The sequence below is a fragment of the Arhodomonas aquaeolei DSM 8974 genome, from assembly GCF_000374645.1.
Lineage (GTDB): Bacteria > Pseudomonadota > Gammaproteobacteria > Nitrococcales > Nitrococcaceae > Arhodomonas > Arhodomonas aquaeolei.
Genome location: NZ_KB894804.1, coordinates 121,246 through 146,865, shown reverse-complemented (window position 1 = coordinate 146,865; position 25,620 = coordinate 121,246). Strand labels below are relative to the sequence as shown.

The 25,620-nt window shown below is 69.8% G+C and carries 21 protein-coding genes; 9 read left to right on the top strand and 12 right to left on the bottom strand.

Features of this window, described 5'->3' with window-relative positions:
- Positions 1-90 precede the first annotated feature (90 nt).
- Both C516_RS18930 and C516_RS0107490 read right to left on the bottom strand, forming a co-directional pair.
- Positions 91-1,224, bottom strand: coding sequence for an NnrS family protein (locus C516_RS18930; protein WP_018717747.1), 1,134 nt, complete (start codon positions 1,222-1,224; stop codon positions 91-93).
- A gap of 2 nt (positions 1,225-1,226) precedes the next feature.
- A complete protein-coding gene (locus C516_RS0107490) occupies positions 1,227-2,378 on the bottom strand; it encodes a cytochrome P450 (protein ID WP_018717746.1) in 1,152 nt (383 codons plus the stop codon).
- Between the two features lie 307 nt (positions 2,379-2,685).
- Between C516_RS0107490 and C516_RS21610 the strand changes: the two genes are divergently transcribed.
- Positions 2,686-3,804, top strand: a complete 1,119-nt coding sequence (locus C516_RS21610) for a methyl-accepting chemotaxis protein (RefSeq protein ID WP_018717745.1) — start codon at positions 2,686-2,688, stop codon at positions 3,802-3,804.
- A gap of 165 nt (positions 3,805-3,969) precedes the next feature.
- On the opposite strand, the gene C516_RS0107480 is transcribed toward C516_RS21610, so the two are convergent.
- Together C516_RS0107480 and C516_RS0107475 are read right to left on the bottom strand one after the other, a co-directional pair.
- Entirely contained in the window at positions 3,970-4,623 is a 654-nt protein-coding gene (locus tag C516_RS0107480; RefSeq protein ID WP_018717744.1) for a hypothetical protein, read from the bottom strand.
- Positions 4,624-4,670: 47 nt separating this feature from the next.
- A complete protein-coding gene (locus tag C516_RS0107475; protein ID WP_018717743.1) occupies positions 4,671-5,096 on the bottom strand; it encodes an OsmC family protein in 426 nt (141 codons plus the stop codon).
- Positions 5,097-5,766: 670 nt separating this feature from the next.
- Between C516_RS0107475 and C516_RS0107470 the strand changes: the two genes are divergently transcribed.
- A complete protein-coding gene (locus C516_RS0107470) occupies positions 5,767-6,867 on the top strand; it encodes a branched-chain amino acid aminotransferase (RefSeq protein ID WP_018717742.1) in 1,101 nt (366 codons plus the stop codon).
- A gap of 51 nt (positions 6,868-6,918) precedes the next feature.
- Here C516_RS0107470 and C516_RS0107465 read toward each other — a convergent pair whose 3' ends face one another.
- From C516_RS0107465 to C516_RS0107455, 3 genes are all read right to left on the bottom strand, one after another.
- Positions 6,919-7,911 (bottom strand): ABC transporter permease, encoded by a 993-nt coding sequence (locus tag C516_RS0107465; RefSeq protein WP_018717741.1) that lies wholly within the window; start codon positions 7,909-7,911, stop codon positions 6,919-6,921.
- A complete protein-coding gene (locus tag C516_RS0107460; protein WP_018717740.1) occupies positions 7,908-10,451 on the bottom strand; it encodes an ATP-binding cassette domain-containing protein in 2,544 nt (847 codons plus the stop codon). Before C516_RS0107460 ends, C516_RS0107465 begins: the two co-directional genes overlap by 4 nt.
- A gap of 62 nt (positions 10,452-10,513) precedes the next feature.
- On the bottom strand, positions 10,514-11,560 hold the full coding sequence (locus C516_RS0107455) for an ABC transporter substrate-binding protein (protein WP_018717739.1): 1,047 nt from the start codon (positions 11,558-11,560) through the stop codon (positions 10,514-10,516).
- Positions 11,561-11,811: 251 nt separating this feature from the next.
- Here C516_RS0107455 and C516_RS18920 point away from each other — a divergent pair, with 251 nt between their 5' ends.
- Entirely contained in the window at positions 11,812-13,746 is a 1,935-nt protein-coding gene (locus C516_RS18920) for a D-apionate lactonase family protein (RefSeq protein ID WP_018717738.1), read from the top strand.
- On the opposite strand, the gene C516_RS0107445 is transcribed toward C516_RS18920, so the two are convergent.
- Positions 13,743-14,468, bottom strand: coding sequence for a transcriptional regulator NanR (locus C516_RS0107445; protein ID WP_018717737.1), 726 nt, complete (start codon positions 14,466-14,468; stop codon positions 13,743-13,745). The two genes, C516_RS18920 and C516_RS0107445, sit on opposite strands and share 4 nt — an antisense overlap.
- A 375-nt stretch (positions 14,469-14,843) precedes the next feature.
- Between C516_RS0107445 and C516_RS0107440 the strand changes: the two genes are divergently transcribed.
- The 6 genes from C516_RS0107440 to C516_RS0107415 all read left to right on the top strand — a co-directional run bounded on the left by C516_RS0107440 (position 14,844) and on the right by C516_RS0107415 (position 22,328).
- On the top strand, positions 14,844-16,112 hold the full coding sequence (locus tag C516_RS0107440; protein ID WP_018717736.1) for a ribulose-bisphosphate carboxylase large subunit family protein: 1,269 nt from the start codon (positions 14,844-14,846) through the stop codon (positions 16,110-16,112).
- Positions 16,109-17,455, top strand: coding sequence for a four-carbon acid sugar kinase family protein (locus tag C516_RS0107435; RefSeq protein WP_018717735.1), 1,347 nt, complete (start codon positions 16,109-16,111; stop codon positions 17,453-17,455). Before C516_RS0107440 ends, C516_RS0107435 begins: the two co-directional genes overlap by 4 nt.
- Positions 17,456-17,499: 44 nt before the next feature.
- Positions 17,500-18,327, top strand: a complete 828-nt coding sequence (locus tag C516_RS0107430; RefSeq protein ID WP_018717734.1) for a phosphogluconate dehydrogenase C-terminal domain-containing protein — start codon at positions 17,500-17,502, stop codon at positions 18,325-18,327.
- 93 nt (positions 18,328-18,420) lie between these two features.
- Entirely contained in the window at positions 18,421-19,293 is an 873-nt protein-coding gene (locus tag C516_RS0107425; RefSeq protein WP_018717733.1) for a cyclase family protein, read from the top strand.
- Positions 19,294-19,525: 232 nt separating this feature from the next.
- Positions 19,526-20,137, top strand: coding sequence for a DUF1826 domain-containing protein (locus tag C516_RS18915; RefSeq protein WP_018717732.1), 612 nt, complete (start codon positions 19,526-19,528; stop codon positions 20,135-20,137).
- A gap of 52 nt (positions 20,138-20,189) precedes the next feature.
- Complete coding sequence (locus C516_RS0107415) at positions 20,190-22,328, top strand: TonB-dependent receptor plug domain-containing protein (RefSeq protein WP_018717731.1); 2,139 nt, start codon at positions 20,190-20,192, stop codon at positions 22,326-22,328.
- 325 nt (positions 22,329-22,653) lie between these two features.
- Here C516_RS0107415 and C516_RS18910 read toward each other — a convergent pair whose 3' ends face one another.
- The 4 genes from C516_RS18910 to C516_RS0107395 form a co-directional block, all read right to left on the bottom strand.
- Entirely contained in the window at positions 22,654-23,604 is a 951-nt protein-coding gene (locus C516_RS18910; protein WP_018717730.1) for a LysR family transcriptional regulator, read from the bottom strand.
- 105 nt (positions 23,605-23,709) lie between these two features.
- On the bottom strand, positions 23,710-23,826 hold the full coding sequence (locus C516_RS21675; RefSeq protein WP_018717729.1) for an MFS transporter small subunit: 117 nt from the start codon (positions 23,824-23,826) through the stop codon (positions 23,710-23,712).
- A 25-nt stretch (positions 23,827-23,851) separates the two neighbouring features.
- Entirely contained in the window at positions 23,852-25,279 is a 1,428-nt protein-coding gene (locus C516_RS0107400) for an L-lactate MFS transporter (protein ID WP_018717728.1), read from the bottom strand.
- 131 nt (positions 25,280-25,410) lie between these two features.
- On the bottom strand, positions 25,411-25,614 hold the full coding sequence (locus tag C516_RS0107395; protein WP_018717727.1) for a formate dehydrogenase subunit delta: 204 nt from the start codon (positions 25,612-25,614) through the stop codon (positions 25,411-25,413).
- Positions 25,615-25,620 lie beyond the last annotated feature (6 nt).

The window sequence follows — 25,620 nt, the reverse complement described above, 5'->3', positions numbered from 1 at the left end:
GGTCTCCCGGCACGCCGGCCACTACATTCAACCCGCTGCAAACGCGCGCTTGTACGGGAATCGGCAAAAGCCGAACGGGGGGCGGGTGGTTCAACCCGACTGCCGGGCGCCGGGCGCGGGCCCGTTCAGGCGCAGCAGATGCACCAGCGCAATGGTGTAGGCGAGCGACCACAGCAGCGAGGCGGCCATCCACCACCCCGGTAGCGTCAGCCTCAGGGCCGCGGCGACACCGACCAGCAGCACCGCGAGCACGATATCGGGCATGAACGCGGTCTGGCGCTTCGTGGCGATCCGGCGCGTCCTCGCCATGACCGTGATCGTGAGCGTCCCCAGCGCCCCCACGGTCAACGCGTGCAGCGCGGTCGTCGGCATCGGGCTGCCGGCCACCCAGGCCGCCCCGAGCAGCGCCAGGCCGAGCGCCAGCCAGGCATACCCGGCGCCGAGCAGGAACAGGTCGTGCCGGTCGAGGCAGCGCCACAGCCGCCAGCGTACGAGCCGCAGCGCGGCGGCCGCGGCCGCCAGCAGCAGGGCGCTGCCGGCGACCAGGTGGCCAGCGGGAACCGCCCGGAGCAGCACGGCGACGCCCCCGAGCAGCAGCAACGCCCCCTCCAGCCGGGGCTGTACCCGGGCCGACAGCACGACCCCCTGCAGGCGCAGGTGTCCGGCCGCCGCGGGCGCGATCAGGCGCCCTCCCATGAAGAGCATGAGTACGGCGAGCAGCACCACCGCCTCTCTCAGGACACCGTGCTCGGGACCGGACAGTTCTGCGACATCGCTCACCTGCGTCAGCACCGCGGCCAGGGCGATGGCGATCAGAAGCGGCCCGGTTGCGCGGTTCCGCCATTTCTTCGCCGCCCGCATGAACGGCGGTGCCGCGAGCACGACCACGGCCGAGGCGAACAGTCCGTTGGCGAGCAGCGCCACCGTACCCCCGGGTGCAGCCAGGAAGGCGAGACGCCCCGCCAGCCAGAACGTCAGTAGCGCGGCGAGCACCGGCCGCCGGATACGGTTGATGGTGAAGCCGGCAACGACGGCGAGGGCGAAGCCGAACAGCATTTCGTGGGCATGGCCCGTGCTCGTGGCGAGCCCCGGCAGCAGGGCGGCGCCGCCGGTCAGCGCATGCACGGACAGCGGCACGACGAGCAGGGCATGGGCGGCGGCCAGGGGAAAGAACAGCGCCTGCGCCGCAACGCGCCGCCCGGACGGGCCGCCTCGGCCTCCCACGCTCACTCCACGGCCACGGGCAGCGTGGCGAAACCCGCCGCGGGGAATCCGGCCCGTTCGGGCAGACGCTGCGGATCGGGGCGAAGCCAGGCCGTGCCGTCCAGCAATGCCTCCAGCATGACGCGGAGTTCCATCCTCGCGAGCGCCGCCCCCGGGCAGACATGGATGCCGTCACCGTAGAGCAGGTTCCGGTCCTGACGGCGGGTGAGATCGATCCGGTGGGCCTGATCGAACGCCGCCTCGTCGCGATTCGCCGCGATCCAGTTGATCGACACGGTAGCCCCGGCGGGGATGGTCCGGCCGCCCAGCGTGACCTCGCGGGTGGTGCGGCGCCGGTTGGACACCAGCGGGCCATCCGCGCGCAGGATCTCCTCGACCGCCGCCGATACCAAAGTGCGATCACGCCGCAGCAGTGCCTGCAGCGCCTCGTCCGCCGCCAGGTGGTGGACGAGAATACCCACGGCGGCGGATAGCGTGCCCACCTCGCCCATCGTCCAGTTGCGCAGCACGCTCACCAGCTCATCGCGTCCAAGCGGCCGGCCGGCGACGCGCCCGGCCATGAGCTCACCGGTCACATCGTCCCCCGGGATTTCTCCGCGGCGCCGCCGGCCGATCATGTCATCGACGTAGTCCTCGAACTCTTCGGCGATCCCGGCCATGGCGATACGGTCGCGCGCGAGGGTTGCGGCATGATTGCGGGCGGTCCATCGCAGCAGCGACGGGGCCATGGAGTCCGGCCAGCCGAGAAAGGCGCACTGGGCGCGCGCGGCGAAGGGCCCGGCGACAGCGGCCATGATCTCCACGGCGCCATGCGCCGGCACCGCCCCGATACACGAGCGGGCCACCGCGGCACACCGCGCCTCGAACGCCGCGACCCGGCCGGGGGAGAGGAGCCGCTCGACGACCCGCCTGTAGGCCGTGTGCTCCGGCGGGTCCATACCGTTCGGTACCGACAGGTGCCGCGAGACGCGATTGCTGAACGTCTCGGTATCGTGGAGGACACGCTCGACGTCCTCGTGGCGGAGGACACTCCAGCCGGCGAAGTCGCTGAACGCCACGGGACAGCGCTCGCGCATGTCGTCGTAGCGCCCGACGGGACCCCGGGACGCATCCGGGACCGTGGGATCCCAGTCCTGCTCGCAGCATTCACTCATTACAGCTCCCTTGAACCTATCGCCGCCCGGTGCCTTTGGGTTATCCGGGCGGCTTCCCACCCCATTGCCGACACCGGGGCGTTAACACAAACACAGGCCGGCACCGCGGCTCGCCTACGCGTCAGTCCCGCGCAGGTCGGCTGCTATCGGCACCGACGTTTAGCTGGCATACGACGTGATGTCGGCCGCCAGGAGCGGCCGGTCAACGGAGGACCGTCCCGGACGGCCGGACACACCTCGTTTGCCATTGAAACTTTCTCCCGGCCGCTATAAGATTCATATAAAATACTTATTCTAAGGCGACGACATGCTGCAGGCAATCAGACGCCGGCGGAACCGGCCGGAAACACCGCCCCCTGTCCACGAGGACGAGGACGATACGCTGCACCAGCGGATCGCCGCGCTCGAACAGGAGCGGGACACGGCCCTGCGGCGTTGCCGCGAGCTCGACGACGCACTGCAGCTACGCGGCCGGGTCGTACGCGGATTCGACCAGTTCGGCCAGTCCCTCGGCGCCCTGCGCGGCTCGTTCCAGCAGCTCTCCGCCATGCTGAACAGCCGGCGTGAGGACGCGGAGACCACCGCCGGCGAATCGACCACCAGCGGCACGGCGGTCGCGGACCTGGTCGCCCGTCTCACCCACGTCAGCGAAACGATCGGCCAGACCTCGGAGCACGTGGAGACCCTCGACCGCGAGGCCGGCGCGATCCGGGAGCTCGTCGATATCGTTGACGGCGTCTCCCGCCAGACCAACCTGCTGGCACTCAACGCGAGCATCGAGGCCGCCCGTGCGGGCGCCCACGGCCGGGGTTTCAGCGTGGTCGCCGAGGAGGTACGCAACCTGGCCTCGCGGGCCGGCGAGGCGACCGAACAGATCGGCACCGCCGTGGCGCGGGTTCAGGATCGGGTGACGACGACCACGACCGTGACCCGCGACAACGCGGAACAGGTCGCCGCGCTCAGCGACGAGGCGCAGCAGGTACGCGACCGCCTGGCCCACCTGCTGGAACTGGCCCGGGGCACCAGCACGACCCTCGGCTGGGCCGGGCTGCTCGCGGAGGTGGAACTGGCCAACCTTGAAGAGCTGGAGATCAAGCTCACCGTCTACCAGGTCCTCGGCGGCGCGTCCGGGCAGGGGGCGGACGATCTGCCGGACGAGACACAATGCCCGCTCGGCCAGTGGTACTACGCCGGCGAGGGACGCGCCCTGTTCGGTGACGATCCGGACTTCGGGGCGATCGAAGCACCCCACCGCGAGGTGCACGTCCAGGCCGGGGCGGCGGTCGCCGCGTACTGGCGCGGTGACATCGAGGCCGCCGTTACCGCCATGGAGCGCATGGAGGCGAACAACCTCGACGTGATGGCGCGGTTGCGGCGACTCGTGCACCGGCGCGTCGGCGGCGAAGGACCCACCGGCCGGGGATGACGCCCCGGCCGGGGGATCGCGTTACGGCCCGGGGAAGGGCGAACGCCGGACACGGGGGTAACCGGCGGGAGCCCGTCAGCCGTGAGCGGGAGAGCATGGCCGACACCGATACGCCGAACCATGCGGGCCTCGCCCGGCATGCCGGGCACGACCGGCGGCGGGGACTCAGCCGGCCGGTGCCGGCCACCCGCCGGGGTCCGGCCTCAGCCGCGTAACCCTGACCATCGCCGGATCGTCGGCATGGTCCACGAGGATGCGGCGCACCCGGTCCTGCCAGGCCGTGGCGAAGGCGGCGTTCTCCGTCGTATCGGCCCGCCCCTGCAGTATGGTCATCAGGCGCCCCTTCTGCCGTCCGTCGGCCGGTACCACGCCGGCGTCGAAGCGCACGGCGACGGCTTCACCGCTATCGAGGCGCCGGAGGCACACGCCCCCGCCGGCCCCCTCGACGGGCATATCGAAGCGGAGCAGGCCGTTGCGGGCGAACCGCCCGCCGATCCCCCTGAAGCCGCCCTCCGCTGCGGCACCGGTGAGCAGGGTCAGCACCTGGGCGACCACCCCGGTAGTGCCGTCGTCGGCGCGGGCCGGCATGTCCACGGCGACCCCGCCGCGCTCCGGCAACGTGTCCGGATACAGCGCCGCCAGGGCCGCGCGGCCGGTGAGAAAGGCACCGGCCACGGTAGGACAGGAATGCCCCGCGAGACGGACCGCGTCCGCGTAGCGGTATTCGAGAACGCCGTCCTCGCTGGCACCGAGCAGCCCGGCCAGCGGATCCCGGACCCGCACGACCGGCACCCGGTCAAAGAACGCGGGAAATTGCATGGTCACTCCCTGGCAGCCGGCATCCACGCCTCCGGTGCGGAACGCCGTCACTCCTGCAGCCGCGCATCCATCGTGATCTCCGCGTTGAACAGCTTCGAGACGGGACAGCCCGCCTTAGCGGCCTCGGCCGCGGCGCTGAAGCGCTGCCTGTCCGCACCCGGGATACGCGCCCGGACGTCCAGGTGGACCGTGGTGATGGTAAAGCCGCTATCGTCGGGCTCGATGGTCACCGTCGCCGTGGTATCGATTCGTTCCGGCGTGAGGCCGTCCTGCCCGAGCACCATCGACAGGGCCATCGAATAGCAGCCCGCGTGGGCGGCCGCCAGGAGCTCCTCGGGATTGGTCCCCTCGCCCTGCTCGAAACGGGTGCCGAAGGAATAGCCGGCCCCCGCCACGGTGCCGCTCTGCGTGGAGACGGTACCACTCCCCTCCTTGAGTCCGCCCTGCCAGACCGCGGTTGCATTGCGTTTCATGGTGCCTCCTGAAAGGCTCGCGGGTGTTGACTGCCCGGCTCCGGCATCGCGCCGGCGGGCACGGAGATAGTGTTTCAGATAACTGTAGGCACCGATCAGGCGAACGCGATGGGCCGGCTCACCGGCAGGGGCGGAACGCCGCACCACCGCACTCCGGTAACACGCCATCGTACGTTCGGCGAAACACCTCGCCGCATCGTCGCCGCGCTCTGTCTCCAGATACCGCAGCCGGTCGCGCTCGCATTCCATGCTCGCCACGAGAAGCCGGGCCACTTCCATGGATTCACCACTCGCCGTCACGAACCGGACTGCCGCCCGCTCCGTGGATCGGATACATCTTCCGGATTCGCTCCGGGTCAGCGGCTTCGCCGGAAGCCGCCCTTGCACTCAATAATAAAAAGTATAATAGATAAATCTTATTGTGCAACGACAGCCCCCGCGAACGCGAACACCGAATCACCACTGCAAAGCCGGCTCCCTACCCCGCGCCGCCGTGCTGGAAACGACAGGACAGGCGTTGGCATCGGCGTTTCAAAACCGGGCGTGACAGGCAGTGCCGTTTCACGGGATTATTGGAGAGGCGGGGATGGCTTGCGTCCTGCAGCAAAGCCCGTTGAAGGGTGCGCGGGCGGCGCACCGGGATCCGACCACGACAACACGGGAGGTCAAATTGTCCGTCACCAGCTTCCGGATCACTCCGAACACCGAACCGACCAGCGCCGGGGACAGGGCGGCGATACTGGCGGATCCCGGTTTCGGGCGTTTCTTCACCGACCACATGGTCCACGTGCGCTGGAGCGCCTCCGGAGGCTGGGAGACCGGCGAGGTACGGCCCTACGGACCGCTGAGCCTGGATCCCGCCACCGCCGCCCTGCATTACGGCCAGACCGTTTTCGAGGGGATCAAGGCCTATCGCCATCCCGACGGCTCCGTATGGACCTTCCGCCCGGAACGCAACGCCGAGCGCCTGCGTGCCTCGGCACGCCGCCTGGCGCTGCCGGAGCCGGACACCGGGACCTTCCTCGAAGCCCTCGAAGCCCTGGTCCGCCAGGACGTCGACTGGGTGCCCACACCGCAGCATCACGGTGCGGAATCCAGCCTGTACCTGCGTCCGTTCATGATCGCCAGCGAGCCGTTCCTCGGGGTACGCCCCTCGCGCACAGTGGACTTCCACGTGATCGCCTGCCCCACCGCCGCCTACTTCGCCGGGGGCGTGAAGCCGGTCCGCATCTGGCTGTCGAGTCACTACACCCGCGCCGCCCCCGGGGGTACCGGCGCGGCCAAGTGCGGCGGCAACTACGCCGCCTCCCTCGCCGCCCAGCAGGAGGCGTCGGCACACGACTGCGAGCAGGTGGTCTTCCTCGATGCCAGCGAGCACCGCTGGGTCGAGGAGCTCGGCGGCATGAACGTCTGCTTCGTGTTCGACAACGAGCGGCTGGTGACCCCGCCCGTCTCCGGGACCATTCTCGAAGGTGTCACCCGCGCCTCGCTGCTGGAGCTCGCAGCGGACGCCGGCCTGAGCGTCGAGGAACGCCCGGTGAGCATCGGGGAATGGATCGAGGCGGCGGACTCCGGCGCGCTCACGGAGGTCTTCGCCTGCGGGACCGCGGCGGTCGTGACCCCCATCGGCGAGCTGGTCACCGAGGAGCGCACCATCGCCTGCGGCGACAGTGACGGCGGCACCGTCGGCCCGATGCTGCGCCGTGCCCTCCTCGACCTGCAGTACGGCCACCGCCGCGACGAGCGCGGCTGGATGACGCGCCTGGCGTGACGACCGGGTCGTGGCCCGCCGCCATGGTGGCGGGCCGCCCGGGGCCCGGCGTCAGCCGCCGGCCGCCTCCTTGCCGGTGGTCCGGCGGCGGGGACGCCCGGCGGCCTTGAGGTCCCCGGCCAGTGCCAGCACGCCGATGATCACCGCCCCCTGGACGATGTCCTGCATGCCGGCGGGCAGGCCGGCGATCTGCATGGTCGTGACGATGAGCACCAGCAGCAGTGCCCCGAAGAACGTACCCAGCGCCGTCGAGCTGCCGCCGTAGATGAGCGTCCCGCCGACCACGACCGCGCCCACCGACTGGAGCAGATAGGGCTTGCCCATCTCCAGGAAGGCGCCGCCGACGTAGGCCGAGAGCAGCACGCCGGTCACCGCCGCGAGCACACTGCTGGTGAAGAACGCCAGGAAGATGGTGCGATCGGTCCGGACGCCGGCGAGCCCCGCCGCGCGGAGGTTCTGCCCCACCGCCATCAGGCTGCGCCCGTACGCCCGTGTGCGCAGCACCCAGGCGGCAAAGGCCACGATCACCAGGCTCACCAGCGTGATCACCGGAAAGCCGAGCAGCTTGCCGGTGGTGAGTGTCTTCAGCACCGGATCCACCGCGAACGTCGAGAAGTGCTGGTTGGCGAGCAGGACCGCCGTCGCCATGATGTAGCCGGTGGCCAGCGTCGCGATGATGGCGGGGATGCCGAGGCGCAGGACCAGGAAGGCATTGACCGAGCCGACCACGGCACCGATGACGACCACCGCCAGCAGCCCGGCGGGCACCATCGCCACCGAGCCCTGGATGATGCTCATGCCGACGAAGGCGCTGAAGGTGACCACGCTGGGGATGGACAGATCGATATTCCCCCGGCCGGTGGAGACCACGAACATCTGGCCGATGGCCACCATGGTCAGGAATGCCGTCGAGGTCAGCACGCCGCTGAGGCTCTGGAGGCTGAAGCTCTCGGCGAACACGCTGAGGATCCCCCACAGCACCACCACGCCGATCGCCGACCAGATCCAGCGATTGCCGGCCGCCCAGCTGAAAAACACGCTCATTCCGCCGTCTCCTTCTGCCCGACCAGCGTCCGCAACGCCAGAATGCCGATCAGCAGCGCCCCCTGGACCGAGGCGTTGTAATCCGTACTGATCCCGATGAAGCCCAGCAGCGCCCCGATCAGCGAGAGCGTGAGCGCGCCGAAGACCACCCCCACCGGGGTGACCGAGCCGCCGACCAGCCGGCAACCGCCGATTACCACCGCGGCGACGCTGAGCAGCGTGAACGAGCCGCTGGCGTTGATATCCGAGGCCGTGTTCACCGCCGTGAGGGAGAGCCCGGCGAACAGGCCGAACACGCCGGCGACGACGTAGCGCGCGACGGTGTAGGTGAACGCCGACCAGCCCATGTGGCTGAGGGCCTGGGCGTTGTTGCCGAAGCCCCGCAGGACCACGCCCAGCCGCGAGCGGTTGACCGCCCAGGCGAGCGCCCCCGCGCCGGCGATCATGACCACCGAGGCGGGGACACCGGCGAGCGACCACGAGAACAGCGCGCTGAGCCACGCCGGGCTGCTCCCGCCCGGGCTTTCCTGCAGCGTATAGCCGATCCCGAGCCAGATGAACGAGGCACCCAGGGTCACAACGATGGCGGGCAGCTTGCGCCCCTCGATCAGGGCGCCCAGACTCCCGTAGCCCGCAACCAGCGCGAGCAGGGCCAGCGCCCCCGGGCCGGGATGGGCGACCAGCACCGTGGCGCTGACCACGTTGACCAGCCCGGCGAAGGCCCCGACGCCCAGGTCGATATGACTGCCCCCGACCACGAACATCTGCGCGGCGGCCACCAGCACCAGCGGCACCGCCGGCCCCAGCAGCAGGTCGAGGCCGAACGCGCTGACCGCCATCGGGTTCATCGAGCCGATGATGGCGAAGATCACCATCGTGCTCAGGAACGGCGCGACCCGGAACAGCCACTGCCGCCATTGCCCCTGGCGCGCCCGGCCCGCACCGGCGGCGGCAGGCGTGGCCTCCTCCACGATCTCGCTGAACGCGGAGCTCACGATCGCCTCCTCGCTGATGTCCTCGCCGCGGAGCTCGCACGCGATCGCGGCCTCGCTGAAGACCAGGACCCGGTCGCACTCCAGGAACTCGATATCCTCGCTGCTGTACCAGATGATGAGCTTGCCGGCCTCGGCCAGCTCGCGGACCACGTCGTAGAAATCGCGCTTGACCGAGACGTCCACGCCGCGGGTGGGATCATCGAGCAGGATCACGTCCGCATCGGCGAACAGCGCCCGTGCCACCAGCGCCTTCTGCTGGTTGCCGCCGCTGAGCTCCAGGATCGGCGAGGGCAGGCGCTCGCGGTCCAGGCGCAGCTTCTCCAGCCACCGGTCGATGCGCCCGAGCTCGCCGCGCCCGGCGAGCGGCGCCAGCGGGCCGCGCTTGCCGGTCTGTCCCACGGCGATGTTCTCCTCCACGCTCCACAGGGGGAAGACCCCCTCCCGGCGGCGGTCCCCGGAGACGAAGCCCACGGACCCGAGGCACTGCACGTTGCCCCTGCGTGCCTGACGGAAGACCTCGTGGAGCATCTCGCGCTGGCCGCTGCCCTCCAGTCCGGCGAAGCCGACGATCTCGCCGGCGTGAAGCACCAGGGCCTGCTCGCCGGCACCGCGGAGATGATCGCCACCGATGCGCACCAGCGGCTCGCGCGCCGCCGCGGCGCGCTCCCGGCCGCGGGCCCCGGCATCGGCGTGATGGCTCTCCAGCTCCCGGCCCGCGTCACCGCCCATCCAGTCGACGAGCTGACTCACCGAGGTCTCCGCCGAATCGCCCTCCCAGACCTTCTCGCCGTTGCGCATCACGGCGATCCGCGAGGCGATGTCCACGACCTCGCCAAGCTTGTGGCTGATGAACACGAACGACACACCGTCCCCGGAGCGCGCCTCCATGTACCGCCGCAGCTGCATGCTGCGCTCGGAGTCCAGCGACGAGGTGGGCTCGTCGAGGATGAGCAGCCGCAGGGCGGGATCGCTCGCGGCCCGGGCGATCTCTACCATCTGCCGCTGCCCGATGGGCAGGTCGCCGACCCGCGCGTGGACATCGATGCCGGCGTCCGGAAAGACCCGGTCGATGCTCCGGCGGGCGCGCCGCCCGTAATGGGCATGCCACAGGGGGCCACCACCGGCGATCCGGGCGTCCTCGAGGAAGAAGTTCTCCGTGACCGACAGGTTGGTGCACAGGGACAGCTCCTGGTGGACGATCCGGATCCCCTGCGCCCGGGCGTGCCGCGGCGAGAAGCGCTGGAAGTCCACCGGCTCGCCGGCGATCGCAAGACTGCCCCGATCGGGCACGGTCACGCCACAGAGGATGCGCATCAGCGTGCTCTTGCCGGCGCCGTTGGCGCCGACGAGGCCGAGGACATCACCGGCGGCGAGCACGATGCCGACGTCGCGGTTGGCCGTCGTCGGACCGTAGGCCTTGGTGACGCCCTCGAGGGCGACGACGTTCGGGGCGGAAGGCCCGGGCGGCGGTACCGCGTGCGCGGCACCGGTCTCCCCGGTCGCCGTTTCCGGGCGGTGATCGCGTGGGGACTCGCTGAGGCTCATAGCGGCTCCTGGACATGCATGTCGGCCCGGTCACCCCGCCGGGGCGACCGGGCTCGGGCCGGTCACTTGTCGAGCAGGTGCTCGGTGACCCAGTCGTGCGTGTACTCGGGACTGACGATGACGCCGGGCTTCATGTCCCTGTACTCGCCCAGGTTGTCGTTGGTGACCGTCGCCACCGGCATGAGCATGGTCTTCTGGGGCGTGGCGCCCTGCTCGATCTCGTAGGCGAGCCAGAACGCGGCACTGCCGATGCCCGGCGCGGTGTTCTTGGAGATCGTGCTGTAGCCGGTCTTCTCGCGGCGATCGGCCCACCAGTGGATGAAGTTCGAGCTGCCGCCACCCACGATGATCGGCATGTCGTCGGCGTACTCGCCGCCATACTGCTCGAAGGCCTTGGCGACACCGTAATCGTCGCCGCCGCCCTGGGTGAGCACCGCGTCGACGTGGGGGAGGCTCGGCAGGATGTTCGCCACCGCCGACTGGGCCACCGAACCCGTGGCCTGACCGTACACCGTCCCCACGACCTCGAGGTCCGGGTACTTCTTGAGCACGCTCATCTGGCCCTTGTACATGTCGTGGTCCGGCGCGGAGCCCTTCACCCCCCGGACGACCAGGACGTTGCCCTCGCCGTCGAGACGGTCCGCGACGTACTCGGCGAGGTCCGCCTGATACTTCACGAAGCTGAAGTTGAGCTTGTAGGCGCACGGTGCGGAGGCGACCGAATCGAAGGCCACCACCTTCACACCGGCACTGCAGGCCTTCTTGATAACGCCGTTGAGCGCGGACTCGGAGGCGGCATCGATGGCGATGGCGTCGACGCCCTTGAGTATCAGGCTGCCCATCTGGGACATCTGCTGATTCACCGAGCCGTCGCCGTTGAGGATGATGTAGTCCTCGATCACCCCCTGCTCCTTGGCCTTCTTCGCCACCGCCTCGAACGAGTCGACCATCTGCCGGCGCCAGGTATTGCCGTAGTAGGCGTTCGACAGGGCGATGACCGGCTTGTCCGCGGCCTGGGCGGATGCCGGGGCGAAGGCGGGGACGGTGAGGGCCACGGCGCACAGCGAGAGCGCGGCACGGCGCGTAACCTTGAATAGATTCGTCGACATAGGGGCTTCTCCTCCTCAGGACTGTCGCCGCGTGACCGCGGCCTGTTTTGCTCTTCGATACGGCGCGACCGGGGCGCCGATCTGGCCGGACTCATTCGGTCCGATCATTATGTCGTACACTCATTACACCAGTAATCTCCCGGCCGTCAAGGCTCGGTCGGCCAGCCAGGCGTTTGACCGACTGGTGTGATGACGTTATTTCTAGCCTGAATTCAACAACAATGCATCCGGCGCAGGAGGAGAGCGCAGCCATGGAGTCCAGTGACGCCGAGGCCCTGTTCGGAACCGATGCCACCCCGCCTTCCCCCACGGCCCTCCGGGCCGGCGCATTCGAGCTCACGGTCGATGACGGCTGGCTCCGGCATATCCGCATCGGCGGGCGCGAGATCCTCCGCGGTATCGGGCTGACGATACGCGACGATCAGTGGGGCACCTGCCTGCTCCGGCGCGAGGACACCTTCGAGCACCGCGACGACGGCACCTGGGTGTTCCGCTTCGAGGCCACCACCGCCGGGGCCGGCACGCTGGAGGCGGCGTTCGAGGCCCGGATCCGCGACCGCGAGCTCACGGTGACCGCCAGGCTCCGCTCCCCCGGCGGCTTCACCACCAGCCGCAGCGGGCTCGTGGTCCTGCATCCCATCGAGGGCATCGCGGGCGGTCCGGTCACCGTCGTACACACGGACGGCGGCCACGAGGAGGGCCGTTTCCCGGACCGGATCAGCCCCGGCCAGCCCTTTTTCGACATCGCCGCCATCCGCCACCAGCCCCGACCCGGGATCACCGTGGAGTGCGCCTTCGAAGGCGACGTCTTCGAAATGGAGGACCAGCGCAACTGGACAGACGCCTCGTTCAAGACCTACAACCGTCCACTGGCATGGCCGACGCCCTACCGCATCGAGGCGGGCGACACGGTGGTGCAGCGCGTACGCGTGCGCATCGACGGCCCCGCCCCGGGCGACGCCCCTGCGGCGCGCCGGGACCGCGCTGTGGTTCCCGTGCACGTGGACCCCAATGCACGCTCTGCGCTGCCCGCGCTGGGTATGGGCCACGACCTCGGGGAACCGGTCTCGGAGACCGCCCGGCGCACCCTCGCCGGTATCCGGCCGGACCACCTGCACATGCGCGTGGACCTGCGCAGTCCCTCGGCGGCGGACCACCTGCGCGCCGCCGCCGCGCTGCTGGACGACGTGGGGGTCGGAGCCGCACTGGACCTGGGCGTGATCCTCCCGGACGACGCCGAGCCACGGGCGGCCCTGCAGTGGCTCGCGGACACCCTCGAGGCGCTCGGCGTGGTGCCCTCCGGCGTGCTGGCACTGCCCGCGGCCTACCTCAGGAGCTACCAGCCCGACGGCCGGTGGCCGGAGACACCGACACCGGACGCCGTGACCGAGGCGGTGCGCGAGGTGTTTCCCCGCGCCGCCGCCGGCGGCGGCATGCTCACCTACTTCACCGAGCTGAACCGCTGCCCGCCGCGCGCACGGATCGACTTCCTGAGCCACGCCACGGCCGCGATCGTCCATGCCGCGGACGACCTCTCGGTGATGGAGACCCTGGAGGCGCTGCCCCACGTGTTCCGTTCGGCCCGGGCCATGGCGCCGGCGGGGACGCCGTACCGGGTCGGCATGAGCGCGATCGGCATGTGGAGCAACCCCTACGGCGTGCACACCTTCGACAACCGGGACCGGCTCCGGCTGCCGATGGCACGCAACGACCCGCGCCAGACCGCCCAGTTCGCCGCAGCCTGGAACCTCGGCTACTACGCCCGTGCCCGTGCCGCCGGGGTCGACGCGGTGGCGCTGTCGTCGCTGGACGCCCCCTTTGCGACGATGGACGCGCGGGGCCCGTACCCGGTGTTCCACGTACTCCGGGGGCTCGCCCGCGCCCCGCGGGCGCGGGGACTCGGCACCGCAATCGGGGACCCGCAGCGCGTCGACGCCGTCGCCTGGACGCGGACCGATGGCCGCGCGGAGCTCTGGCTCGCGAACCGCCGGCCGGAGACCACCCCGGTGCGGATCGAGGGATTCAACGTAAAGGAGGCGCAACGCCTGGACGCGACGGTGGCGGCGAGCGCCCGCGAGGCCCGGGACTGGATGGACCGCACCGCCGCAATGGCAGGGCCGGAGGCGACCCTGCCGCCCTACGGCGTGCTCCGCGTCATCGGCACGGCCCCGGGGGAAGAGGTCTAGCGCTCGCCCCGGGCGCGGGCCGTGTACAGGGAGCTGGCGCGGGTGAGATGGTCCGTCATCGCCTGGGCGGCGCCGTCCGGGTCGTTCGCCTTGACCCGCTCGAGGAGCTCGTAGTGCTCCTTCAGGGTCACGTCCTCGGCACCGGGGAAGCTGACCATGTCCACATGGAACTCCGAGAGCCACTGCAGCATGGCCTGGGAGACGGCCGCGTAGATGGGATTGCCGGGGATCTCGGCGATGATGCGGTGAAAGCGCATATCCGCCTCGATGAACGTCCGGCCCTTGCCGAGGTTGCGCTCCATCTCGCGGACCGCCTCCTCCAGCCGGGCGACGTCGTCGGGCCCGGCCCGCTCGGCGGCGATACGGATCATGCCCACCTCGAAGAACAGCCGCGCCTCCTTGAGGTGATCGACGTTCTTGGGGAAGGTCGAGAGCAGATACCGCGCCGAGCGGTCGATCTGGTTGATCATCGACTGCGCGGTGACGGCGGTCACCCGTGCCCGTTCACCATGCTGAATGGTGATCATGCCCATGGAGGCCAGGCTCTGGAGCGCCTCGCGCACCGCCGGCCGGCCGACGTTGAAGGTCTCCATGAGCTCGCGCTCGGAGGGCATCTGGTCGCCGGCCTTGAGCTGGCCACTCTCGATCAGGTCCACGAGCCGCTCCAGCACCTCGTCGGAGAGCTTCCTGCGGGCAATCGGGGTCGTCTTGATCGTGCTCATCCACTCGCTCCTGTTCACCGGACCGCGCCGTCTCAAGCAGGATGGCCGGCTCCCGTCCGCTACGGGAGAGATCGGCCCGCCGTCCCTGCGCGCGCAGGTCATCATACCATGTGTGCTGATTACATAAGTTAACCGCAAACACCCGCAGCAGGCCCGGCGACTCACCCACGTCACGCCGGCGATGCGACTTCCTCCGCCCCATAGCGTCAGCATGGGCTTCTTGACGCGAACTGGTATGATGAGCTAATCATTGCCTGACGTGATGCCTAGCCGGCCCTCCTGGACCGGCATGCGCCACGCAGGCGTGGTGACGGGCGAAAAAACGACAGGCGGGATACGAAAAGCCGTTCCCGCGACGAGGAGAGGCCCTTCAGGATGCCGGAGAGAATCCAAGCGACCTACTGGATCGAGACCGCCTTCCCGCTGGAGGATGCCGCGGCCGCCATGGCCGGCGAGCAGTCGTCGGGGACATTCCTGGCCGTCCCCGGCGAGACCGACGAGATCAAGGCACGCAGCGGCGCCAGGGTCGAGGCGATCACCGAGCTGGAAACGGCGGACAGCCCCTCGCTGCCCGGGGCCGCCACGCCGGCGGGCAACGCACCGGCGAGTTGGCGGCGCGCGACGGTGACGCTCTCCTGGCCCCTGGCGAACATGGGGCCGTCACTGCCCAACCTGCTCGCGACCATCGCCGGCAACCTCTTCGAGCTCAAGCAGTTCTCCGGCCTGCGCCTGCTCGATGTGCAGCTGCCGGGCGCATTCGCCGACGCGTATGCAGGGCCCGCATTCGGCATCGAGGGCACGCGGCGACTCGTGAACGTCCACGACCGGCCCCTGATCGGCACGATCATCAAGCCGTCCGTCGGCCTCTCCCCCGACGAGACCGCGGCCGCCACCCGCACCCTGGTGGACGCGGGCATCGATTTCATCAAGGACGACGAGCTCCAGGCGGACGGTCCGCACTGCCCCTTCGAGGCACGCGCCCGGGCGGTGATCGAGGTGATTCGCGAGCACGAGGCGCGCACCGGCCGCAGCGTGATGTACGCGCTCAACCTCACCGGCGAAGTCGACGAGATGCGCCGCCGGCACGACCTCGTCCGCGACCTCGGCGGCAACTGCGTCATGGTCAGCCTCCACAGCGTCGGTCTCAGCGGCCTCACGGCACTGCGCCGGCACAGCGAGCTGCCGATCCACGCCCACCGCAACGGCTGGGGGCTGTACTCACGCTCCCCGGCGGTCGGCATCAGCTACGTCGCCTGGCAGAAGCTCTGGCGTCTGGCCGGTGCCGATCACATGCACGTCAACGGATTGCGCAACAAGTTCTGCGAGCCGGACGACAGCGTGATCGCCTCCGCCCGCACCTGCCTGAGCCCGCTGTTCGACACCCCCCGGCCCGCCTGCCTGGCGATGCCGGTGTTCTCCTCCGGCCAGTCCGCCTGGCAGGCGCCGGACACCTACGCGGCGCTCGGCAGCAGCGACCTCATCTACTGCTGCGGTGGCGGCATCGTCGGCCACCCGGACGGCGTCGCCGCCGGGGTGCGCAGCGTCCGCGAGGGCTGGGAGGCGGCGACCGCCGGCGTTCCCCTCGCCGACTACGCCAGGGAACACCCGGCCCTGGCCCGGGCCCTGGAGACGTTCGCGCGATGACCGAGGCACCACTGATCGCCTACTACGGCGACGACTTCACCGGCTCCACCGATGTCATGGAGGCGCTCAGCGTCAACGGCGTGCCCACGGTCCTGTTCCTGCGGCGGCCGACGGCCGCGGAGCTGGCGAGGTTCCCGGAGGCCCGCGCCGTCGGCATCGCCGGCATCAGCCGGGGCAAGTCCCCCGCCTGGATGGACGAGCACCTGCCCGGGATATTCACGGACCTGCGCGCGCTCGGTGCCCCACTGGTGCACTACAAGATCTGCTCGACCTTCGACAGCGCGCCGGAGATCGGCAGCGTCGGCCGTGCCGTCGACATCGGCGCCCGTGTCCTCGGCACGCGCCAGACACCGGTGGTCGTGGGCGCGCCGGTGCTGCGCCGCTACCAGGCGTTCGGCAACCTCTTCGCCACCGTCGACGGCGAGACCTACCGCATCGACCGCCACCCGACCATGCGCTGCCACCCGGTCACCCCCATGACCGAGGGCGACCTGCGCCGGCACCTGGCCCGGCAGACGGACAAATCCATCGCCCTGATGGACGTGCTCGCCCTCTGGTCGGAGGACTACCCCGCCCGGCACCGGGCGCTGCTCGACGGCGACGCCGGCGTGCTGCTCTACGACGTCCTCGACGACGTCACCCAGCGCCGGACCGGCGAGCTGCTCTGGCGGGACGTCACCGACGGACCGGACAGCCGCTTCTGCGTCGGCTCCTCGGGCGTCGAGTACGCCCTCATCGCCCACTGGCGGGACAGCGGCGCGGTCCCGCTGCCGGCGCCCCGGGCCGACGCCGCGGCGCAGAGCGACCGGGTCATGGTGGTCTCCGGCAGCTGCTCGCCGGTCACCGCCGGGCAGATCCGGTGGGCCCTGGAGAACGGGTTCGAGGGCTACACGCTGGACCCGGCGGCGCTGCTGTCGCCGCAGACCGGCGAAGCCGCCCTCGAGCAGGCCATCGGGCACTGCAGCGCCGCGCTGGATCAGGGGCGCAGCGTCATCGCCTTCTCCTCGCTGGGGGCACCGGACGAGCGCACCCGGGCCCTGTTCAACGACGATCCCGAGGGCTTCTCGCACCGGCTCGGCCGGGCCCAGGGCCGCCTGCTCACCGAGACGCTCCGGCGCACCGGAGTGCGCCGTGCCGTCGTCGCCGGCGGCGACACCTCCGGCCACGCCATGAACGAAATGGGGGCGTATGCACTGACGACGCTCGCCCCCATCGCCCCCGGCTCACCGCTGTGCACCGTCCACGCCGACGACCCGGACCTGAACGGCCTGCAGATCGCGCTCAAGGGCGGTCAGGTCGGGCAGCCACCGTACTTCGAACACGTTCGGGCCGGCCACGCCTGAACGATCCATCACCGACCCACAACGAATCCCTGGAGGAGTTTCCCATGACGGCAATCACCCTCATCGGCGCCGGCGGCAAGATGGGCTACCGGCTCAGCCGGAACCTCAAGAGCTCCGAGTTCGAGACGCGCCACGTGGAGAACAGCCCGCAGGCCCGCGAACGGCTGAAGGCCGATCTCGGCGTGGACTGCATGGACGTCGACGAGGCCCTGGCCGGTACCGACGCCGTGATCCTGGCCGTACCGGACACCCTGATCGGCAAGGTCTCCCACGCCATCGACGACAAGCTCGCCGCGGGCACGATGGTGGTGACACTGGACGCCGCCGCACCGTTCGCCGGGCACCTGCCGGAGCGCGACGATCTCGTCTACTTCGTCACCCACCCCTGCCACCCCTCGATCTTCAACTACGAGCCCACCGAGGAGGCGCAGCGGGACTTCTTCGGCGGCCTCGCCGCCAAGCAGAACATCGTCTCCGCGCTCATGCAGGGCCCCGAGGAGAGCTGGGCGCTGGGCGAGGAGATCGCGCGCACCATCTACGCGCCGGTGAACCGCTCCCACCGCGTGAGCGTCGAGCACATGGCGATCCTGGAGCCGGGGCTCTCCGAGACCGTGGCCGCCACGCTGTTCGCCACCCTGCGCGAGGCCCTGGACGAGTGCGTCGCCCGCGGCGTCTCCCGGGAGGCGGCCCGGGACTTCGTTCTCGGTCATGCCAACATCGAGCTGGCCGTGCTCTTCGAGGAGATCGACGGGGTGTTCTCGGATGCCGCCAACAAGGCCATCGAGAACGGCAAGCCGGCGATCATCCGCGACGACTGGAAGCAGGTCTTCGAGCCGGAGGCCATCCGCGAGAGCATCCGCCGGATCACCTGATCCCGGCCCCCGTTCCGGACCGCCCGGCGCACACCGCCCGGGCGGCGACACCTTCACGCCCGTCCCCGCGGGACGGAACCGCCCGGAGCCCCTATGAACACGGACAGCCACCCGGAGCCGGCCAAGCTGCTCGGCGACCTCCGCGCCCCGTCCCTGGGGCGGGTCTTCGACCTGGACCCGGGACGCTTCCCGGGCATGCCCATGTGGGCGGGCCACCCGCCGTTCCAGGTGGTCACCTACCGCACCCCGAAGGGCCTGCGTATCCGCCAGGACCAGGACTGGCTCGCGCCGGAGGTCAACCGCGAGAACATCGGCATCGTCTCGGAAATGCTGGTGGCGACCTGTCACTCCGGCGCCCACATCGACGCCCTCGCCCATATCACCTGCGGCGCGGATGACCACTGGCACGGCGGCTCCAGCGCCGCCGACGCGCTCGGGGACTTCGGGCCGACCGACCACGACGCCTCCACCCTGCCGCCCATCGTCACCCGCGCGGTGCTCGCCGACGTCGCCGGTTACCTGGGCGTCGACCGTCTCGGCCGGTCGCACCCGGTCTCGCTGGACGAGTTCGAGGGTGCCATGGCGCGGCAGGACACCGCCCCGCCCGAACGGGGGGACGTCGTCCTCGTCCGCACGGGACAGATGTCGGTGTGGCCGGATCAGCAGCGCATGGCGGAGACCCAGGGATCGGGTATAACCCGTGCCATCGCGGACATGGCCGCCGACCTCGGCGTGACCGCGGTGGGCGTGGACACCGAGTCCTGCGAGGTCGTGCCCTCCATTGAGCCCGGCAATCCCCACCCGGTGCACCAGCGGCTGCTGATCGAGGCCGGCATCTACATCATGGAGAACGTCTACCTCGAGGAGCTCGCCGCCGCCGGGGTATACGAGTTCCTGTTCATCGCCCTGCCACCCCGCATCGAGGGCGCGACCGGCTCCATGCTGCGCCCGATCGCCATCGCCTGAGACACGGGTCACCGCGGGGCCCGCGGTCACATAGTCGCCGCCCTCGGGCGCACGAGCCCGCCGGGCGGCCACGCGCCCCGGCTCCCGCCGCCATGTCCCGACGCTTAACCGGACCGATATTGTTATGATATAACATATTTAAATCATAACGGGCACTTCACCGATGACACCACTGACCGCCGCTATCGCCCCGCCAGCGAAGCACGCGCCGCGCCGGCCTCACGTAACCGCCATGGACGCCTCGGACCTCGCGGCCGTACGGGACCCTGATGTCAACATGTGCATCTGGCACCGCCAGGTGCCGGCGGCACTCCACGACGAGCTCGCGCCCCTCGCCCCCGGCGACCTTCCGGACGTACGCCGACGCATCAGTACGACGGGCTGTCATGGCGAGGTCGCCCGGGTGCTCGCGGCGCACGGACTCGACCCCGGTGCCTGTCCGCACTGGATCGAGGACATCGCCCTGCTCGCCCGGCTGTTCTCCGGGCTGATCGATACGGACGCCATGGCGCTGCGTCTCGAGACAAGCACCGGCGACGGCTGCCGCCGCTTCCACGTGGACCAGGTCGGCCTGCGCCTGGTGTGCACCTACCGGGGCCCGGGCACGGAGTGGCTGGGCAACGACGAGGTCGCGCGCAGCGCGCTCTATGCGGGGGCGTCGAACGGGGCGATCTGCCGTACGCACACCCCGCGGCGCCTGTCAGCGCCGGACGTCGCCATCATGAAGGGCGAGCGTTTCCCCGGGAACGAGGGAAACGGACTGGTTCACCGATCGCCGCCACTACGGGGCAGCGGCCGGACACGCGTCCTGCTGTGCCTGGACGCGCTCCCGCGCCAAGCCTGACAAAGCGGCAAAAAAACCACTATCGATACGATATAACGTAAAAGGAGGCGACATGCCGTTACCGTTGCGCAAACCCGTAAACCATGCGATTGCGACCGTGACACTGGCCGCCTGCGCGCCGCTGCCGGGCACGGCGGCGGAGGCAGGCGCCACCGCACTGGCGCTGGATCCCCTCACGGTCACCGGCACCCCGGTGCCGGGGGCGCTGTCGGAACAGGCCGCGAGCCTGGACGTCGTCACGTCCGATTCGATCGTGGCGGACGGCGACGCCAACCTGGGGGAAGCGCTGGCGGACCTGCCGGGCGTGGAGAACATCGCCACCGGCAACAGCGCCGGCAAGCCGGTCATCCGCGGGCTGTCGGGGGAACGCATCCGGATGCTGTCCAACGGCGTCGGACTGGATCACCAGCAGTACGGCGTACGTCACATGCCGGGCTACGATCCATTCCTGCTCGAGCGTGTCGAGGTCGTTCGCGGCGCCTCCAGCGTGCTCTACGGCTCCAGCGCCCTCGGCGGTGCAGTCAACCTGATCCCCCGTGAAATCGACTACGACACCGACTTCCACGGCGAGGCGATGACCCGCTACTACAGCAATAACGGCCAGTGGGACACGGGCCTGCGCGCCGGCGCCGGCAACGGCCGGTTCGGCATCTCCGTGGGCGTCATCCGGCGGGACGCGGGCAACATCGAAACCCCCGACGAGAGGACCTACTTCCCGCCGCCGCCGAGCCCGGAGCACCAGGATGCGCCGGCCTACACCGGCGATCTCGACTACACCGACTTCGAACAGGCGGCCGGCGATATCGCCGTGGGCGTACGTGACGACCGCGGCGGCGAGTGGCGGCTGCGCTACACGCGCTGGAACGACGAGCACAATTTCCTGCTGCCGCCGCCGGCCGGCATCAAGCCCCCGTCAGCGGGCGCCGAGGGGATCGGCCAGTACATCGACGACGAACAGCTCAGCCTCTCCGGGCGCACCCGTATCGGCAACATCACCTGGAAGCCCAGGCTGCTCTGGCAGAACAACGAGCGCCGCTCCAACGCGGCAGGCTATCCGCGTTCCGCCGGATTCGATCACACCATCGATATCGAGTTCGACCAGTACACGGCCCGCCTGGAGGGCGAACACGGCGCCATTGCCGGACTGGACGGGGGCACGGTGGGCGTGGAATACCGCTACAGGACCCAGGAGTCACGCGGGAGCACGCAGCTCTCGCCGGGCGGCAACGTGCACAACGCGGCGGTATTCGCCTTCGAGGAGAAACGCCTTGGCCCGCTGCTGCTGCAGAGCGGGGTGCGCTATGACCACCACACCACGGAGGCCCGCGCCTCCCGGACACGCGCGCCGTCGGCAAGCGTCCGCAATGCCGAGGAAAACAGCTACGGCGTCGCCACCGGTTCGCTCGGCGGGGTCCTCAGCATGACCGACAGGCTCTCGCTCGCCGCCAACGTGGAGCGCGGGTTCCGGGCACCGTCGCTGTTCGAGCTCTACGTCGCCGGCCAGCACGGGGGCGTGGCCGCCTACCAGGCGGGCAATCCGGACCTGGACGAGGAGACCTCGCTGAACACGGACCTCTCGCTGCGCTGGCAGTCCCCGGGACTGAGGGCCACAGCGACCGTCTACCGCAACGTGATCAACGACTACATCATGCTCCAGGATACCGGCGGCACCCACGGCGGCCTGCCGGTGCTCCGTTACGAGCAGGCGGATGCGACACTCCATGGCGTCGAGCTCAGCGTGGAGAAAACGCTGGCCCCGTGGCTGACACTCACCGCGGTCGCCGAGATGGTGGACGGCGAGCGTGACGACAACGGCGATGACCTGCCGCTGCTCCCGGCGGACAACCTCAGCGTCGGCGCCCGTTTCACGCCGGCGAGCCGGGGCTGGCTGCGTAATCCGCACGCCGCGGTCACCGTCCGCCACTATGCGAGCAAGGACGCGGCCCCGGGCGAGCCCTTCTCGCAGTTCGACGACGCCCCGTTCGGCAGCGCCTCCACGGACAGCTACACGCTGGTCGGTATGAGCGCCGGCTTCTCGCCACGCGTCGGCAACCGGGTGATCCACCTGGACCTGAGCGTGAGCAACCTGCTCAACGAGGACTATCGCGCCTTCCTGGACACCTACAAGGGCTACGCCCTCTCTCCCGGGCGGGATATACGCCTGACGCTGCGCGTACCGTTCGGCGGCTAACCGTTTACCCCCTCGATCCCGGGATATACAGGGTCGGCCACACCCGAGAGCCGACATCGTCACGGACTGGATCCCGGGCGGGTAGGTCGCACACGGCCGCAGGCCGTGTGCGACGCCGCCGGGACCGGCCCGGAATGTCGCACGCCCGTGGTGCTCGATCTACCCGACATTCCATTCCCTACCCGGGAGCAGGATCAGCACACGAGGTCGTTCACCCGGGCCTCCTGGCGGAGTGGTCTGACTCGCACCACCGGTCTTCCGGGTAGATCCCGGGTGAACGACCTACCGGAAGGTCACGGCCAGGCCCGCCACGCACCCCCGGCAGTCACTCCCCCACGGGCAGGCCGCCGGAACCCGCCGGCTCCACCGGCTCCACCGGTTCCCCCAGCGGCAGCAGCTCGTTGGCCCGGCAGGCCTCGAACAGGGCATGGATGGTCGGCGAGAGCGGCTCCCTGGCGAGCGCCACGAGACCTACCGCGTACTCGACATCCGGCTCGTGCAGCGGGATGCCGCGGATACCGCTGTCGCTGCCGAACAGCTCACTGAAGTATTCCGGCATCACGCTGGCCCAGCCGGAGAAACGGACCTGGGCCCAGAGATGGACCACGGAATCGGTCTCGATCTCCGCCTCCGGATTGCAGTCCACGCTGCGGAACGCCTTGGCGATGATGCGGCGGTTTTGCATGTCCGGGGTGAGCAGGCACAGCGGTAGTTGCGCGGCCTCCGCCCAGGTCACCTGCTCCCTGCCCGCCCAGGCATGGTGTTTGGGCAGGAACAGGCAATAGCGCTCCATGTACAGCGGCAGGGTTTCCACGCGTTCCACGGGCTCGTTGTCCAGATAGGTGATACCGGCATCGATATGGAACTCCTGGACATCGCGCAGGATTTCGTTGGAGGTCGCCGAGTGCACGGTAAAGGACACGCTCGGGTGCTCGCGGCGCACCACGCGGGTCACCGAGGTCGCCATGGGCAGCGCCGACGGGATGACCCCCAGCACCAGGCGTCCGCTCAGCCCACCCTTGAGCTCGCTGAGATCCTGCATCATCGACGAGCGGTATTCCAGGATCACCTGGGCCCACTTGAGCACCCGCTGTCCCTCGGCGGTGAGGCCGTGGTAGCGCTGACCGCGCTCGACGATGGGCACACCGAGCTCCTGCTCGAGCTGGCGGATCCGCCCCGAGAGCGTGGGCTGGGTGACGTTGCACCGCGCCGCGGCGCGGGTGAAGTGCTTCTCCTGGGCCAGTGCGGCGAGGTATTCGAGCTGTCGGATGTCCATGGATACCCTGGTCGGCCCCTCCGGGCGCCGGTGGCGCCTGTGCGTGCCTTGTTGATGAGGGCGCCCCGGGGGGCGGCACCGCCGCCCCGCCGGGTGTGCGGCGGTTCAGAACAGCTTGACCGCCTTGGACAGGGTCGAGACAACCCCGATGACGAGCGGAATCAGCACGACCAACCAGGTGACGGTCAGCTGTACACGGTGTTCACCATTGCCGTTGGCCATGGGTAGTCCTCCTCCGGGGATTTATTCAGTTCTGGGCATCCGCCGCAACCGTCGGGCCACCACGGACCGGACGAACGGGTTCGGCCTCCTCGTCTATGAGGTGGTGGTCGGCTATTTGGCGGATCTTAAGATTGCACAGCAGGCCGGCGAACAGCAGCGCCGCCATGATGTACATGGTGATGGTGTAGGCGTCTGCCTTGGCCACGCCCTGGTCGATCTGGTACTGGCGGATATAGTTAACCAGCGTCGGGCCGACCACACCCGCCGCCGACCAAGCGGTGAGGATCCGGCCATGGATGCCGCCCACGAACCGGGTGCCGAACACATCGGCGAGGTAGGCGGGGATCGTGGAGAAGCCGCCGCCGTACATGCTGATGATCACCATGTAGCCGATCACGAACAGCGTCACCGCACCGAGATTCCCCGTCTGCGGCACCAGCGCGAACAGCACCATGCCGAGGATGAAGAACGTACTGAAGGTGGTCTTGCGGCCGATGCGGTCGGACAGCGACGCCCAGAAGAACCGGCCCGCCATGTTGAACAGGCTGAGCATGCCCACGAAGCCCGCCGCCGCACCCGCGGTGATCACGCCGGGGAACATCTCCTGGCTCATCGCCGAGGCCTGTCCGAGCACGCCGATGCCGGCGGTGACGTTGAGGAACAGCGCCGCCCACATCAGGTAGAACTGCGGGGTCCTCATCGCCTGGTTGATGTGTACGTGGCCGTCGGTAACCAGGCTCGCCTTGCCGGAGCCGCCAGCGACCTGACCGTCCCAGCCCTCGGGCTTCCAGCCCTCCGGCGGTACCCGCACGATCAGCGCGCCGAATCCGATGGCGATGAAGTAGACAATGCCGAGGACCACGAACGCCCCCGCCACGCCGACCGACTCCGGCGTGGAGAAGTAGTCCATCAGTGCCACGGACATGGGTGAGGCGAGCATCGCGCCGCCGCCGAAGCCCATGATCGCCATGCCAGTGGCCAGGCCACGCCGATCCGGGAACCACTTGAGCAATGTCGAGACCGGCGAGACATAACCGAAACCGAGACCGATGCCGCCGAGTACGCCGTAACCGAGGTACAGCAACCACAGCTGGTGGGTCTGCACGCCAAGCGCCGAGACCAGGAAGCCGCCGCCGAAGGTCACGGCGCTCACCGCCATGGCCTTGCGCGGGCCGACCCGCTCAACCCAATGGCCGCCGAAGGCCGCCGCCAGGCCGAGCACCAGAATGGCGATGCTGAATATCCATCCGAGGCTGGTGAGGCGCCAGTCCGCCGGTGTCTGCTCGGTGACGCCGAGAACCCGGGTCAACGGCAGGTTGAACACGCTCAGTGCATAGACCTGGCCGATGGACAGGTGCACCGCCAGGGCGGCAGGTGGTATCAGCCATCGGTTGAAATTGCGTGGCGCGGTGATGCGTTCCTTCGACAGGAACCCTGCGTCGGTGGTGCTCATAATCTCTCTCCTCCGCTACGCCTTTGGCAGTTGGCCTGTGGCCTGTTCGTTGTCTCCCCCTGAACGGCCGGCAGCGGCGGCCCCGGCGGGGACCGCCCGGGCTGCCATGACCGGCCTGCGGCGGGGCGCCGCTACAACTGTTCCGCCGCCCAGTGCGCCAGCGCTCGGAGCCCGTCCCCGCCCGCGCGGGCGTGCTCGCCCAGCGCCGAACGCATGCGCGGCTCCCAGAACGCCCGGATGTGGCCCAGCGTCTCGCGCCGGGCCCGGTCCTCCGGGTAGGCCTCGAAGTAGGTGGCGATCTCGTTGGCCATGTGCACGAGCTTGTCGGTATGCATAGGGCG